The sequence below is a fragment of the Paenibacillus sp. HWE-109 genome, assembly GCF_022163125.1.
GTDB lineage: Bacteria > Bacillota > Bacilli > Paenibacillales > NBRC-103111 > Paenibacillus_E.
Genome location: NZ_CP091881.1, coordinates 2039752 through 2054334, shown reverse-complemented (window position 1 = coordinate 2054334; position 14583 = coordinate 2039752). Strand labels below are relative to the sequence as shown.

The 14583-nt window shown below is 46.5% G+C and carries 9 protein-coding genes and 1 pseudogene; 2 read left to right on the top strand and 8 right to left on the bottom strand.

Annotated features, from left to right (window positions below; translation table 11 throughout):
• Positions 1 to 168 precede the first annotated feature (168 nt).
• Positions 169 to 1107 (bottom strand): EamA family transporter, encoded by a 939-nt coding sequence (locus LOZ80_RS08170; protein WP_238170961.1) that lies wholly within the window; start codon positions 1105 to 1107, stop codon positions 169 to 171.
• On the bottom strand, positions 1104 to 2273 hold the full coding sequence (locus LOZ80_RS08165) for an iron-containing alcohol dehydrogenase (protein ID WP_238170960.1): 1170 nt from the start codon (positions 2271 to 2273) through the stop codon (positions 1104 to 1106). Before LOZ80_RS08165 ends, LOZ80_RS08170 begins: the two co-directional genes overlap by 4 nt.
• A 119-nt stretch (positions 2274 to 2392) precedes the next feature.
• Between LOZ80_RS08165 and LOZ80_RS08160 the strand changes: the two genes are divergently transcribed.
• Positions 2393 to 2731 carry a L,D-transpeptidase gene (locus LOZ80_RS08160; protein WP_238170959.1) on the top strand — a complete coding sequence of 113 codons (339 nt, stop codon included), beginning with the start codon at positions 2393 to 2395 and terminating at the stop codon, positions 2729 to 2731.
• Positions 2732 to 2771: 40 nt separating this feature from the next.
• Here the strand turns inward: LOZ80_RS08160 and LOZ80_RS39435 are convergent, their stop codons facing one another.
• From LOZ80_RS39435 to LOZ80_RS08150, 3 genes and pseudogenes are all read right to left on the bottom strand, one after another.
• Positions 2772 to 3251 carry a sensor histidine kinase gene (locus LOZ80_RS39435; protein WP_443147055.1) on the bottom strand — a complete coding sequence of 160 codons (480 nt, stop codon included), beginning with the start codon at positions 3249 to 3251 and terminating at the stop codon, positions 2772 to 2774.
• A 30-nt stretch (positions 3252 to 3281) separates the two neighbouring features.
• Positions 3282 to 7967 (bottom strand): annotated as a pseudogene (locus LOZ80_RS08155) (AAA family ATPase); the annotation flags it as partial.
• A gap of 37 nt (positions 7968 to 8004) precedes the next feature.
• Positions 8005 to 9648: a hydroxysqualene dehydroxylase gene (locus LOZ80_RS08150; protein WP_238170957.1), complete on the bottom strand. Its 1644-nt coding sequence runs from the start codon at positions 9646 to 9648 to the stop codon at positions 8005 to 8007.
• A 202-nt stretch (positions 9649 to 9850) separates the two neighbouring features.
• Here LOZ80_RS08150 and LOZ80_RS08145 point away from each other — a divergent pair, with 202 nt between their 5' ends.
• The gene (locus tag LOZ80_RS08145) at positions 9851 to 11113 is read left to right on the top strand and encodes a PASTA domain-containing protein (protein WP_238170956.1); all 1263 of its coding nucleotides are present in this window, start codon (positions 9851 to 9853) and stop codon (positions 11111 to 11113) included.
• A gap of 273 nt (positions 11114 to 11386) precedes the next feature.
• Here LOZ80_RS08145 and LOZ80_RS08140 read toward each other — a convergent pair whose 3' ends face one another.
• From LOZ80_RS08140 to LOZ80_RS08130, 3 genes are all read right to left on the bottom strand, one after another.
• Positions 11387 to 12229 (bottom strand): carbohydrate ABC transporter permease, encoded by an 843-nt coding sequence (locus LOZ80_RS08140; RefSeq protein WP_238170955.1) that lies wholly within the window; start codon positions 12227 to 12229, stop codon positions 11387 to 11389.
• Between the two features lie 12 nt (positions 12230 to 12241).
• Positions 12242 to 13120 (bottom strand): carbohydrate ABC transporter permease, encoded by an 879-nt coding sequence (locus LOZ80_RS08135; RefSeq protein ID WP_189006792.1) that lies wholly within the window; start codon positions 13118 to 13120, stop codon positions 12242 to 12244.
• Between the two features lie 81 nt (positions 13121 to 13201).
• Positions 13202 to 14539, bottom strand: a complete 1338-nt coding sequence (locus LOZ80_RS08130) for an ABC transporter substrate-binding protein (protein ID WP_238170954.1) — start codon at positions 14537 to 14539, stop codon at positions 13202 to 13204.
• Between the last annotated feature and the right edge of the window lie 44 nt (positions 14540 to 14583).

Genomic DNA, 14583 nt, shown 5'->3' with positions numbered 1-14583 from the left:
AATGCACACCCCATCTTGACGATGAGATGCGCACCTGTATGCACACTTGTTCCTTCAGAGCACGCCATTTCCTTCGCTTTCTTCAAAGCCCGCTGTTCCCTTCGTTTTCCCTCAGAGCCTGCCGTTCCCTTCGTTTTCCTTCAAAGCCCGCTGTTCCCTTCGCTTTCCTCAAAGCCCGCTGTTCCCTTCGTTTTCCCTCAGAGCCTGCCGTTTCCTTCGCTTAAGCAGCTCAGGCAGCGCGATCCCGAACATCGTGATAATCACGCCAAGCCATTGCAGTCCGTTCACGGTTTCATGCAGCACGACGAATGACATAATTACCGCCGTAGGCAATTCGGCCGCACTCATAATGGTCGCCATCCCTCCTCCGATACGAGGAACACCGATAGCAAAAAATAGCGGCGGAATGACGACGCCAAAAAAGGCCAGAAGCAGCGCCCACGGCAGCAACTCTTCATGCAGAGAGCCATTGAACAAAAAATGTGGCGGAAAGATACACATCACCAGCACTAAAGATCCGGATTGCATGATCGCGCTGCGCGTAATCGGTGCCACTTGGGCGGATACTTTGCCGTTAAAAGCAATAAATAACGCGTACGTCAGCGCGGACAGCAAGCCCAGCAGAATCCCGATCCAGGACGGAGCTTCCTGGCCGCCTTTTAAATATCCACTAGCCATGATGATGCCTACAAACAAAATAAGAAGCGAAAGCAGCTTCTCTTTGCCTGGTCGCTTGCGCTCTATAATGGCTTCCAGAACAATTCCCATCCATGTGAATTGAAACAAGAGAATAATTGCAAATGAGGCCGGAATATATTGCAAAGCTGCATAATAACAAATACCGGTTAAGCCGGAAGTTGTGCCAATAGCCATCAGCATGAGCGCTTGCCGCGGCGCGACTCGGTAATTCGCAGGCGCGGAAGTGCTGCTGCTTCTGGCTGATTTGGCTGCGACCAGAACTAAGATCCACATCATCAGAACGCCGAACACATTCTGGCTGCCAACGACTTCTCCTACGTGGAAACCAGATTCATACGCTTTTTTTACAAAGGTAGACAGAAGACCAAAGCTGCAAGCACCAGCCAATACATACGCATAATATTTCATGACAGCGAACGCATCAAAATGTCTTTGACGGTCTCGCGCGTCATGATTTTATATTGCCCCACTTTGTCCTTCATAAATGATTTTTCCACCAGTTCATCGATTCGAGAGGCATCGATCCCATAGTCGCCAAGCTTACTCGGCGCGCCTAATGAGTTCCAGAAATTACGCAGCGCAAGGATGCCCTCTGAAGCAATCTCATAATCCGTCTTACCTGCCGAATCAATACCGAATACGTTCATTGCCAGCTTTTTCATCCGTGAGGGATCGTCCTCTGCACAATGCTGCATCCAGTTCGGGAATAAGATCGCCAGGCCTCCCCCATGCGGGATATCATAAATCGCTGATAAGCCATGCTCAATTTGGTGAGAGGCCCAGTCCCCGCCATCCGTGCCGCTGGATAACAATCCGTTGAATGCCGTAGTCCCCGCATACATAATCGCAGCGCGATGATCCGTATTGTTCAGATCGGCAAGCAACAACGGCGCGGCTTCAATCACCGTCAACAACACGGATTCCATGAAGCGATCGATCATCGTGGTATTTGAAGTCCTATGGAAATACTGTTCCAGCACATGAGACATCATATCCACGATGCCATAAACGGTCTGGTCCATGGGCACCGAATGCGTATAAGTCGGGTCCAGAATGGAAAATGTCGGATAAGCAAGCGGACTGCTCCATCCTCGTTTTTCATTTCGTTCCCAATGTGTGATGACCGATATGTTATTCATCTCTGAGCCTGTCGCGGCTAGCGTTAATACCGTTCCAAATGGGATTGCCCGTGTCGGTACCGCTTGGCGTGTAACGATATCCCAGAAATCTCCTTCATAATAAACTCCTGCGGAAATTGCTTTGACGCAATCGATCACACTGCCTCCGCCTACGGCCAAAATGAGTTCAATTTGATTATCACGGCAAATCTCAATCCCTGTGTTAACAGTGGTAAGCCGCGGATTCGGCTCTACTCCAGAAAGTTCAAAGACCTCGGCTTGCCTATGCTCAAGCTGTTCCTTGACAGCTTTATATACACCATTCGCCTTAATGCTCCCTCCGCCATAAACGAGCAGAACCCTTTTGCCCGCGGAACCAAGTTCCTGCTGTAACTGCTTAATCTGACCTTCCCCGAACCAAATTCGGGTTGGATTCTCCTGTACAAATGATTGCATGTCTGTTTCTCCTTTGGTGACTGAATTCCTACGAAGTATACCATAAGTAAATTCGAATTTCGAAAAAGCTTATTTCCATTTACACCTTCTTACATAGAATATACAGAGGTGAACTTATCATGCCAAATTACCGTATTATTGTGGACTTATCTGATTTCCAGCTGTACCTGCTGGATGTCAACCGAGTCGTACGGGGCTTCCCTGTTGGTATTGGCAAAATGGTTACCAAAACGCCCACAGGCGAGTATTACATTATTAACAAGCAACCTAATCCAGGTGGACCTTTTGGCGTTCTCTGGATGGGACTCAGCAAGCCCCACTATGGGATACATGGCACGAACGATCCTTCTTCGATTGGGAAGCAAACGTCTCACGGCTGCATTAGAATGCACAACGATGATGTTTTAGAGCTTGCCGCGCTTGTCCCTATTCATACTAGAGTTACCATTCGACCATAAAAACAAAAAATATCCCACATTATATGTGAGATATTCCTAGTTAAATCCGATGTACGGGCAAGGAGAAAGAGATGCTGCAGCCTTTGCCGAGGCGGCTTTCCGCCCATATTTGTCCACCATGATATTGGACAATTTCTTTGGCAATGGCAAGACCCAGCCCGCTTCCACCAGATGTACTGCGCGATTTGGAAACTTTATAGAAGCGTTCGAAAATGTGCGGCAAATCCTCTTCACTAATCCCTACGCCCGTGTCGGTTACCCGAACGACCAGTTCGAACGGTTCGGGTCTAATCGTCACAAACACGTTGATGAATCCGCCTCTAGCCGTAAATTTAATTGCATTGTACAAAATATTGGCATATACCTGTTCAATACGATCCGTATCTACGGTCAAGAGCAAGTCATCTCCACCATCATTCGGCGACATATCCAGCGTGTACGTAATGCCTGCATTCGCTGCATCCAATTCATATTTGGCAAATAGCTGACGAACCATCGATTGACAGGAGGTCGGAGCCAATTGAAAATGGAATTGTTTGGTCTCCAAGCGGCTAAGCTGATAGAGATCTGTAATGAGTCGCTGAATACCGACAATTCGCATATGGACGACTGAAAGATACTTTCTCTGCTCCTCAGGCTCCTGAATCACACCATCCAGAATAGCTTCCACATAGCCTTGAATACTCGTTAAGGGTGTACCCAGGTCATGGGAAATATTCGAGAGCAAGTCACGACGCGATGTTTCCATCAAGATCAACTCATTGGTCCGCTCTTTCACTTTGGATTCCAGGTCATTGTAAAGCCTTGCATTTTCGATGGAAATTGCAGCCTGCGCAGACAGCAGCTTAATAATATCCAAGCGGTCTGAAGTAAAGGCATTGCGAATCAAGTTATTTTCCAAATAAAAAACGCCGACGAGATTTCCCTGATGCAGGATGGGCTCACAGAAAATAGATTTCACTTCGGATGCGCGAATATAAGGATCGTGCGTAAAGAATCCTTTATTCGTAGCATCATCAAGAACGACGCCTTCTTTGGTGCGCGCCACAAACTGAATGACCGAAGCCGGAAGATCATCTTTGCTTTCTAACGATATCGCATTCACCATACAAGAATCCTTGCCATCAATCGCCAGCATCTCGGCTTCAACAAGTAAGCTGTCTCTCTCTTTCAACACAAGGACGCTTCGCTCTGCGCCGGAAGAGAACGTAACGACTTCCATCAAACGCTTGATTAACTGCTCCAGGTTGACCTCACTGGATAAGGATCTGGATGTGTTCATGATCGTCATGAAATCGAGCGCCTGCAGCGAATAATCGCTGATGTTCGTTGTACTCCAATCCTGTTGTTCCTTGAGAGAGGTCAAATAATTTGGATACCTCATTTTAAGTTCATCGGCCTTCGCTTTTGCCCCCCAGCTTAAGTAGCCGTAGTAAGCATCCACGAGGAAAGTCTTGGCGATTTTGTCCCGGCCAGCCTCTTTGTAATGCCTTCCGGCCAGCTCGCAGGCTATCGCTTCATGTTGGATGAAACCTTGCTCCCGCGCTTGCCGAATAGACTGCTCATAGGCTAGTTCCGCTTTCTGGATATGACCTGTTACACGATGCCATTCCGCATGCATGAGCAAGCTAAGATGCAGGAAATTCTCTGGACAATGGGCAGCCCATTTGTCCATTTTGCGCAGCATTTTTCGGATCAATTTGGCATGCATCCGCTGATCAGCCAATGCAGCTCCTCTATACACGGCCGCAATCGACAGCGTATAGTAGAAAAAGTTCTCAGGAATATGGAACAAACCGAATGAGACCGACTGCATCGGTTCAGCATTCTTCCCCATCTTAACCGCATCAGCAAATTGACCGAATAAATAGTACAGCATCATTTTTTTCACGGTATACTCATGTAAAATGACTTGATTCGGATGGATTTCCAGCTTGCGCACGAAGCGATCTTCTTCCTCGTCATCTGTACCGATAATCAAAGGATTTGCAGCTTTTCCTTCCAAATTCAGAATCACCATACGAAGCATTTCCAACATGAGAAGCGTATCATGATGATTGGTTTGTTCCAGAATACGGTAATGTTTAGCGAGGTCTTCCTGCACTTCGGAAAGCGCGACACCTTGAAAATCTTTGGCCAACACCTGATACGTTAAGGCATACCCAGCGAAAACCAAATCGCCATCCTCGATCCCGTTTTTGAACGACTCCTTCAAATGCTCCAAACAGACTTGCAGCGGCTTGACCCATGGCGTTACGAATAAACCGAATGAAAAATGGCTTTTGCTGCGGAACTGATGGGATTGAAATCGGGTATTCATTCTATCGCCCAATTGTCCGTACTGATACCCGAGTTGATAATCCCCAAAGCCCGATCCGAGAATCAAGCCATAGGAACCATACACATAGGCCATCACCGAGGAATTACCGTACTTCAAGGCATTTTTGGTCATGATAAACATGAAGAGGACGAATAAATTCGTATTGACGAAATACGCGGAGACCGCGATACTCATCATTAAATTCATGAGTCGTGTCATGTACGCGTCTTCCATGAGCGGCAGATCATACAGCTGCAGCGTGTTCTTGCGTCCAATCTTCGCCTTCAAATTCATATAGGCTAAGAAGATATTCACGCTGGTCGGCTCCCTGGGAATACGGAGTCCTTGCTCGGCTAAAGCCTTGAGTCCGACTTCTACACTCTTGTGCTGTTTGCCGACATTGGTGTACAAAATAACTTGCAGATTATACACTTCCAGCTTCAATTCATTCGTTCCTGCGTCTGACAGCAGCAGCTCGTAAGAGGCTTCCGCTTCATCGGCTTGACCATTCAAATAAAGCACTTCCGACTTCTCAAGTCGGATAGAGAAGCTAAGTTCAGCAAGTTCTTTTCCCTCTACGAGCGTAAGCAGCGCCAAAGACTTGTTGTAATACTGCAAAGCAGAGCGATAGGCATTGGAAGACTTGGCTTTGCGCCCTGCACGGAGATTAAACTCCAGCAATTGAATAAGCGCTTGCCGCTCCTTCAGGAGTCCTGAACCTAAGTTCATATGGTTCACAATATCGAAAAGGCGCTGCTCAATTTCTTCCTCTTGCAAGAGCTCCAAAAGCTTATTGGCGATCATGAGATGCATGTCCGGAAGTTCAGACTGCTCAATAGAACCATAGACGGCTTCTTGAATGGAATCATGCACGAACATAAATCGAATATCTTGTGCCGCTGAATTTCCTTGCGAGTCGTGATAGAACTTGTAGTCGGTTCCTACCGGAATAATCAAGCCGGTTTGAATGGAGATTTCCAGCACCTGCAGAACTTCTGTGAACCCCGTCATCGCGATAATCCCCAATGCTTCGAGATCAAAGGAAGCGCCCAAGCATGCGGCTAAGCGCAATAAATGCTGCGTTCGGGCAGGCATTCTTAGCAGCTTCTCAGCCAGGAGAAACATCAGATTATCTGTAATTCTAAGCTTCTGAATCTCCTTTATATCCCAAATCCAACGATTGTCCTCATAGCTGAAAGTAAGCAAGTTCTGCTCATACAAGGCTGTGAGGAATTGCTTGACGAAGAAGGGATTTCCCCCTGTTTTCTGGAGAATCAACTGTGCAAGCTCTGCGACTTGCTGCTGTTCGGTCTTGAGTGACTCTGCGATAAGCAGCTCTATGGCTCCGATCTCCAGTGGCTGGAGTGAAATCCGCTCGGAAACAAGCCGCACAGGCAGCTTATCCAGCAATTGAACGTGCGTAGTGGACAGCAAATTCTCGCTTTCACTGCGATAAGAACCGATGAACAGGAAATGCCGCATTTGCGAATCGTTCAAAAGCAGCTCAATAAATTGCAAGGAGGCGGCATCCGCCCATTGCAGATCATCGAGAAACAACACAATCGGCCGATCTTTCACACAGAAAGTAAAAAGAAACTGCTGGAGTAAAAAATGCAATCGATTCTGAGTTTCTTGCGGCGGCAACTGCTTGACACTCGGCTGTTCGCCGATAAGCACCAAGAGCTCAGGAATGAGATCAATCAAGACTTTACCACTTGAGCCCAACGCTCTGAGCAGCTTTCCGCGATATTCCGCGATTTGTTCATCTTTTTCGGTTAAGAGCTGTCGCACAAGCTGTCTTAACGCTTTGGCGAGCGCATGGTAGGAGACATGCTGCTTGTTCGGCTCGAATCGGCCTGGCAAGAACCAGCCATTCTCCTTCATAATCGTCTTCATCGTTTCGGCGATCAGAAAGGATTTGCCATAACCGGAATCGCCGGTGACCCAAACGGCCTCCAAAGAACCGTGAACGGCACGTCCATACACATGGAGCAGTTTCTCAATTTCTTTGGCTCGTCCGTACAATCCTTGCGGAATCTGAAACATATCCGTCATATCATAGAGCCCAATTTCAAAGATTTGCCTCTCATCTGGTGAGTTCACGATCATTAAGCAATGTTCAAGATCCTGAATGATACCGTAGGCGCTTTGATACCGTTCTTCCGCGTTCTTGGCAAGCAGTTTCATCACAATATCCGATAACGGCTTAGGGATATCCATCCGAATGTGATCAGGTGGTATCGGGGTCACAGCAAAATGCGAGTGAATCAGCTCAACCGGATCTTCCGTTTGGAACGGAAGCCTCCCGGTGAGCATTTCGTAAAACGTAACACCTAAGGAATAATAATCAGTACGATAATCAATAATGCGGTTCATTCGACCCGTTTGTTCCGGAGACATATAGCTGAGCGTACCCTCGAGCATCAAGGGATCCAGCATTTCCTGCCGTTCTCTGGTAAACGATGAAATACTGAAATCCGCCAGCTTCATAATTTGTTTTTCTGGATTTATAATAATATTGCTGGGTTTAATATCTTTATGTATGACATAACGTTGATGAATGTCCCCGACGATTTTGACTAATTGAATCGCAGAGGTTAAGAAGGTTTGCAGCGACTGGCGAAAAACAGGGAAATAAGCGGACAATGTCTCCCCATCGAAGTCCTCTAGGATAAGCGCGACACCATTCTGATGTTTGGGCAGCGCAAGCGGTTTAACAATCCCAGGTATGTCCAGCATGCTGCCGATCTCAAACTCTCGTTTCAATCTAGCAATATCCGCGGGAATAGGGAAATCTGAACGCAGTGTTTTGATGATCACTTTTTCCAAAGTTACCTTATGAATCGCGCGAAAAAGCACGGTCCGATCCCCTTGATAAATTTGTCTGATCAAATCATATTCCGGCAAAAGTAACATACAATCCTCCTAGGTAAACAAGCAGCTAGGTACGTCTCTAAAAAAGCTTGCCATCCCAAGGAAGTCCTTTTTCAAAGCGACGCTTGTCGTGGTGATGATACGGCTTCAAAACGTCAATGTTCCATAGCTCAAACGTATACATATCCCAAATTTCACACAGTTCTTCCGTCGACCCGTCTTGCATCAAAATGGCGTTTACCGCGCGGCGTGCTGCTTCATTCGCTCCCTCCATAGTAGCAAGGTTCGTATTCGTACGCACATAATCCGCGGCAAGAAACAGATTAGGAATAGCTGTGTAGGCTTCCGGTCTTAAATCCCAAGTGCCTACGCGATTAATAAGCAGAGGTTCCATATTCGTACAAGCTTGGTCTGGATTCTCAAATTGAATATCTGTGTCCAAGAACCAGGAATGCAGAACGTCGTCTTCCAGGATGACAGCGCCGTCTACATTCAAACTTTTCTTCATTTGCGCCCATACTTCCGCTTTAATCTCTTCTGCTGTACAATAAGTAGCTGATTTGCCAAATAAGATTCCTGGCGTATCCCAATCCGAAATATCGACGGATAACACGCCTTTCACCGTACCGTCTCCGTAGTTGCTTAAGTCAACATCCGGCCAGAATTGCTTCTGGGATACAGAAGTCAATGACCAAGGGGCATCCAAATAAATCACATGACCATGCGTAATAGGCAGCTCTTCCTTCAAATAGAACTGAATGCCGTTCATCCAGGCTACCGAATCCACCAGTTTCTGCACGCCTGCTAAACCTGGGTCCGCTTGAACCATCGCATCGGTGACGAATTTCCCCATCACTTCCACAGGGAATGCGGCGATATAATAATCAGCTTCGATCTCAAATGTTTGACCATTTTCGGTAATTTTCGCACCGCTTATGACACCATCTACGCAGTCGATGCTCTCAACCTTCGCAGCCAAATGATAATCAACACCGTGTCCTTGCAAAAAGTTCAGCCAAGGTTGAATCCATTTATCATTCGTCGGACCGTTTAGTAGACGTACGAAGCTAGTGCCTGGCGTTGTGATATCCAGTGTCATCTGAACAGCCACAGGACCTACCGTTTGTGTATTGGCAATTTTGGATTGGCAGGCGACAAGCGTCTTGGTAAAGCCAGCAAAAATCTTCTGAAACGCTGGGGATTGTTGTTCAGCTTCAATGAAGTTCCACCAATCAATGAGGTTGTATTCCTCACGGATGCGTTCATCGCAGCTCGTCATCACTTGCCACAGCTTCCGTCCATATTGCTCCATATCGTCAGCCGTGAGTCCCAATCCATTATCAAATAAATCTCTAATGATCACAAGAAAATTATCCAAACTAAATTCAATTTTGGCCAATAATGGAAGTAATGGTGCTGTGTAAGTAGCAATATCCAAACGTGTTACTTCCATTAAATTATCATATACAAAGCCATCTTCATAAGGAATTCGTTTCAACGTATCAATAACATGTCTATAAAAGCGAGGGAATAAGCGGAATCCATGCTCTCCAGGCAGATCCTTCCTGCCATCAACACCGCTGCCAACAAAAGGCATGCTTCTGGCTTTGCCACCTGGAATACTCTTAAACTCGTAAACCGATACCTCATAACCTCTGACAATCAATTCATGCGCGGCGCTCATCCCGGCTACCCCGCCGCCCAAAATTGCGACTTTTTTCACCAATTTTCCTCCTCAATTTGGATCATATTGTAAATAATACTGTAAATCCATCATATCATTTAGGCCAAATGAATCATAGACTTTAGTTCAATAGAAATAGAAAAAGTAAATCGCCCAGGCGTTATCCCCTTTTTCAATCTCAAGAACTTTGATCCTAAATTCCTAAATGCACACGAATCATATATAATAGAAGGAAATCCTGATGAGCCACCTAGGAGAGGATGTCATTCGCATGCACAATAAAATGGGAACAAGATATAAACCTGGAGCTCTGATCCTCTCTTTACCACAGGGAAATCTGACTTACGGTGACGATATCTTTCTAACGCGCACAGTTCATCTTTATCATATAAAGTTACAGCCCGGACAATCCGGCGTAGAATATATAAGCAAGTTAAATCACAAAGCCGCCTTCATCCACGATGGTTTTCAACATATTCTGGATACCTCCGTGGACGAAACTTCCGTAACCATTATTTTGCAAGCAAAGCCCGGCACCTTATTTTCACAACGAATGAAGGGATGGACATATCCAGCCATCGTCGCGCTAATAGCAGATTTAGGCGTCTCCCTGCTCGATGCGATGGAAGAGCGGATTACCGGATTTTCCGTGGACACTGATAATCTCTGGCTATCCGATCATGACAAACTGTCCGTTATCAATTACTGGGATGTAGGCCATCCGCAGACCCAAGGTGCTGTGGGACTATGCCGTTTAATGATTCAGCTCTTTACTGGCGCGGAGACGATTCCGGGCGCTTTCGAGGTGATGCACACCCATTTGGAGCGGGCTTCAATTCCTACGGCTACCTATGAGCAGAAAATGGCACTCATTCGTCTGATCAAACTCGTTTGCCAAGGTCAGGCCTCCCTCTCCTCCCTGATTTTCGGTTTAAGGAGTCTGCCTTCAACCACTGCAAACGTAGAAGCTGTATCGACTCCAGTTCAGCCTATTTATCAACGGGAACCATTAACCGTGACGGAAGAAACAGCTTTCATTGAGGAAGCAAATGAAATCCGCGAGGAGTCGCACGCACGGACTAACCGCAAACAGCCTGTTAGTTGGCTAACCAAAGCAGGTCTGGGTGCTATCGCAGTTTTGGTCGTCGTCATCATCGTCGTCTGGGCCTTATGGCCCTCCAATACTGATCATCCGACAGCCGTGACGCCAACCCAAACAACGTTGGCACCGACTCCTACAGCAACGCCGCCAGCTAGCGCTGTCCCGACAAAACCTGCCGGAGATGTTAACAAACAAGCGGAAGAAGTCGTCATTCCGAATCTGGTAGGCCAGACACAGGAAGAAGCTGAGCAGCTAATGCTTGCAGTAGGACTGCATTACAACTATGTCATTGAAGTAAACGATCAGCCCAAAGGGACCGTTACTAAGCAGGACCCTAAGTCTGGTACCAAGGGGCTGCAAGGCGATAACGTCACGTTTTGGGTTAGTAAGGGCAGTAATTAGCGTTTAGCGAGAGCTGGCCTTTCGGCGTGATAAGGTGAATTAAGAGTCCCTATGGACTCTTATTCAGCTCTATACTGAGCGTTAGCCAGTAATGAAATGAAATAGAGGATCTAGGATCCCTCTCGAGCCGAATTTATCTGGTTGGTGGAGTTAGAGAGAGGGTTGGGAGAACTTATACGTGGCTCAAGGGAAAGTAGCTGCCTAGTTGAACGATGCGGCAGCACGTCCTCCGTTTTTGCATAAAAAAAGAGCCCCCAAGAGGCTCTTTTTCACTTACCCTTTTACAGCCGAACCAACAGTTAACGCTTTTTCAACTTGCTCGCTGAACAGGACATACACGAGGACCGTCGGCAAGCTCGCGATCGTCATAGCCGCGCCCATAGCTCCCCAATTAGTTGTGAACTGACCTTGGAAGAATAAGAGTCCGAGCGGAAGTGTCTTCAAGGATTCCTTGGTGATCAAGATGAGGGCCATGGTGAATTCATTCCATGCCGCCAAGAAGACGAAGATCACCATCGTAGCGATCGCTGGTTTGATGATTGGCAGAATAATTGAATAGAATGTTCGGTAAATACTGGCGCCATCCATGCAGGCAGATTCTTCAAGTTCAACGGGAATACTTCGAAAGAAGCCGTAGAACACCATGCTGGAAAATGAGATGTTAAAAGCAATATAGGGAACGATTAAAGCCCAGTACGTATTAGCCAAATGGAATTCGCGCACGAGAATCGCCAGCGGTATCATAATCACCTGGACGGGAATGAACATGCCGATCACTACGTAGATGCGAGCCGCTTCCTTCCAACGCCACTGCATTCTCGCAACGGCATACGAAAACGTCACCGAAAGTACAATCGTACCTACAACGGTCGCGGCAGCCACCAGCAAGCTGTTGCTGAAGTAGACGGGAACATTGAATCGGGACCAAGCATCCACGTAATTTTCAAACCGCAAATGCGTAGGAAAACCAAATGGATTGGTAACGAAGATTTCATTATTATTTTTGAGCGAGTAAAAGACCATCCAAATCAGCGGATAGACCGACAAGCCTGCATACACCCATAAGAAGATGCCCAGGAGCGGATTCTTTTTGCGCAATTTGAGTATTCCGTTCATCTGTCATCCTCCTTAGAAAGAAATTCGTTCTCTGGCGATCAAACGGTTAATCGCAAGCGTCACAATCAAACATTCGATAACAAGGAAAGCTGCCGCGGCGCTGCCATAACCGAACTCGCCTACACGGAATGCCGAGCGATACATCAGATAAGTCAGCGTGTATGTGGAGTTCCCCGGACCCCCGCCCGTCATAATAAACATGTTGGCAAAGGCATTTAATCCACCTGTAATCGCCAAAACCAAACAGAATTTATAGGTTTCAGCCAACATCGGAATCGTAATGGAGATGTGCGCTCGTAACTTGGAAGCACCATCGATACGCGCGGCCTCCAAGTACTGTTCTGGAACGGATTTCACTGCCGCTAGCAACAGCGCGAACTGATACCCCATGTACTGCCAAGCATTTACGAAAGCAATGGCAAAAATAGCCGTCTTGCTGTTCGTCAACCAATCTTGGCGATAAGAAAGGCCAAGTGCTTCGAACACTTTATTGATCAACCCATATTCACCGTTATACATCGCCAGCCAAAGCTGACACACAACCGTAATCGAAAGCACGACAGGAATAAAGTAACTGATGCGCAGAAACTTGCTTCCCTTGAAACCTTCGGCCACGGCAAAAGCAAGCACGCTGCCGATACCAATTTGAACGACTGCCAAGATGCCTGCAAAAACAAGACCATTATACAAAGAGGTATAGAAAATGCTGTCTTGAAATAAGCGAATGTAATTATCAAGAAAAATAAAAGTGCCTTCGCTGAGTCCATCCCATTCGAATGTGCTGCGATAGAATGTTTGCAGAATCGGATAAAACACAATTACTGTATACAAAAGGAGCGCAGGCAGCGTAAACAACATAATCGCTGCCCTGTTTCCCATGAATTTGCGCATGTCATCACTTCCCTTTTTTAGTAGAAAACTCACACCGGACTTGCGATCCAGTGTGAGTTTCCTTTTCCATAGAAACTTCTTTTATTTCGCGGTTACTGCGGCTTTATTCAAGTCTTTAACGAATTGATCTGCTGTGTAGTTACCTGTCATTAAGTTTTGCGTGGCATCTTCAAGTGCTGCTTTGAATTTAGGATTGGACAATCCCCATGAGAAAGCGGTTGTGCTTGTTGTTTTTGGAATATCTTTGGACAGTTGATCCATCATAGCCGGGAATGGCTTCACGATCGGCTTGTCAACTTTCGTTGCCACGATAGGATTGCTGCGGTTTGTGTATTTGTACTCGGCATATTTCAAGGAAATGAACGATGCTACTTTCGCTGCAAGTTCTTTGTCCTTGGTGTTCGCGGATACGGCATATCCACCAGGTCCACCGCTGCCGCTGAATGCTGTTTTGCCTTTTTCGTAAGCAGTTGCGTCTGCAGCCGGAAGGTACATATAGCCTGCTTTGTCGCCAAGCGCTTTGGTTGCTGCTTCTATTTCCCATTGACCATTGATGAACATCGCTGCTTTGCCTTCATGGTAAAGGGCTGCTGCTTGGTCATAGTTCAAGTTGGTAGCACCCTTAGGCAGCATGCCAGCTTTAACAAGCTCAATGATTTTCTCTGCAGCTGTTTTGTAGGCAGGATCGTCAGCTTTAGCCAATCCTTTATCCAGCTTCGTTACTCCAGCAGGCTCGGCACGCGATACGAACATGTCATAAAGCGCTACGCAAGGCCATTTCTCTTTGGCGAAGATGGATAATGGCGTTATCCCTTTGGCATTGAAAGTTTGAACAGCTGTCATCATTTCATCGTAGGTTGTCGGCACTTTCACGCCATTTTGCGTAAATAGATCTTTATTGTAATAAAGAAGAGCTACTTCGTTGCCGGCATAAGGGAATGCGTACGTATGTCCATCATCGGTAACTAAAGTATTCATCGCGCTAGGCTGCATTTTATCTTTGAAACCGAATTTCGTTACGTAATCGTCCAAAACCAAAATGTTGTTGGATTTTTTAAATGTATCAATAATGTCCAGCCCTGCTTGGAAAATATCTGGCAAGTTGCCTGTAGCCGCATAAGTTTTCAGCTTTTGGCCATCATCTTGTGCTTGAATATCAAGCTCAAGCTCAACATTCGGCATTTCCTTCTTCAGTTCCGCAACCGCATAGTCATAAGGTGTTTTTGTATCTTCATCTGCATATTGCGCATAAATTTTGAGCTTAACCGGTTTTGCGTCCGATTTAGCCGCTGCTGTTGCTGCCGCTGTAGTTGCAGGAGTTGTTGTTGCGCTTCCCTCTTTGGTTGTGTTCGTGGATCCACAAGCCGCTAGACTTGTTGCGGCAAGTAAACTTACCAACGTGACTGCCATCTTTTTCATTTGTTTGGACCTCCCAGGCATCGTGTGCGTTTCTCTTCTTTACA

Bases quoted from the DNA above. Each gene is read 5' to 3' on its own strand.
- LOZ80_RS08170 (WP_238170961.1), bottom strand. From the start codon at position 1,107: ATGAAATATTATGCGTATGTATTGGCTGGTGCTTGCAGCTTTGGTCTT.
- LOZ80_RS08165 (WP_238170960.1), bottom strand. From the start codon at position 2,273: ATGCAATCATTTGTACAGGAGAATCCAACCCGAATTTGGTTCGGGGAA.
- LOZ80_RS08160 (WP_238170959.1), top strand. From the start codon at position 2,393: ATGCCAAATTACCGTATTATTGTGGACTTATCTGATTTCCAGCTGTAC.
- LOZ80_RS08145 (WP_238170956.1), top strand. From the start codon at position 9,851: ATGAGCCACCTAGGAGAGGATGTCATTCGCATGCACAATAAAATGGGA.
- LOZ80_RS08140 (WP_238170955.1), bottom strand. From the start codon at position 12,229: ATGAACGGAATACTCAAATTGCGCAAAAAGAATCCGCTCCTGGGCATC.
- LOZ80_RS08135 (WP_189006792.1), bottom strand. From the start codon at position 13,120: ATGCGCAAATTCATGGGAAACAGGGCAGCGATTATGTTGTTTACGCTG.
- LOZ80_RS08130 (WP_238170954.1), bottom strand. From the start codon at position 14,539: ATGAAAAAGATGGCAGTCACGTTGGTAAGTTTACTTGCCGCAACAAGT.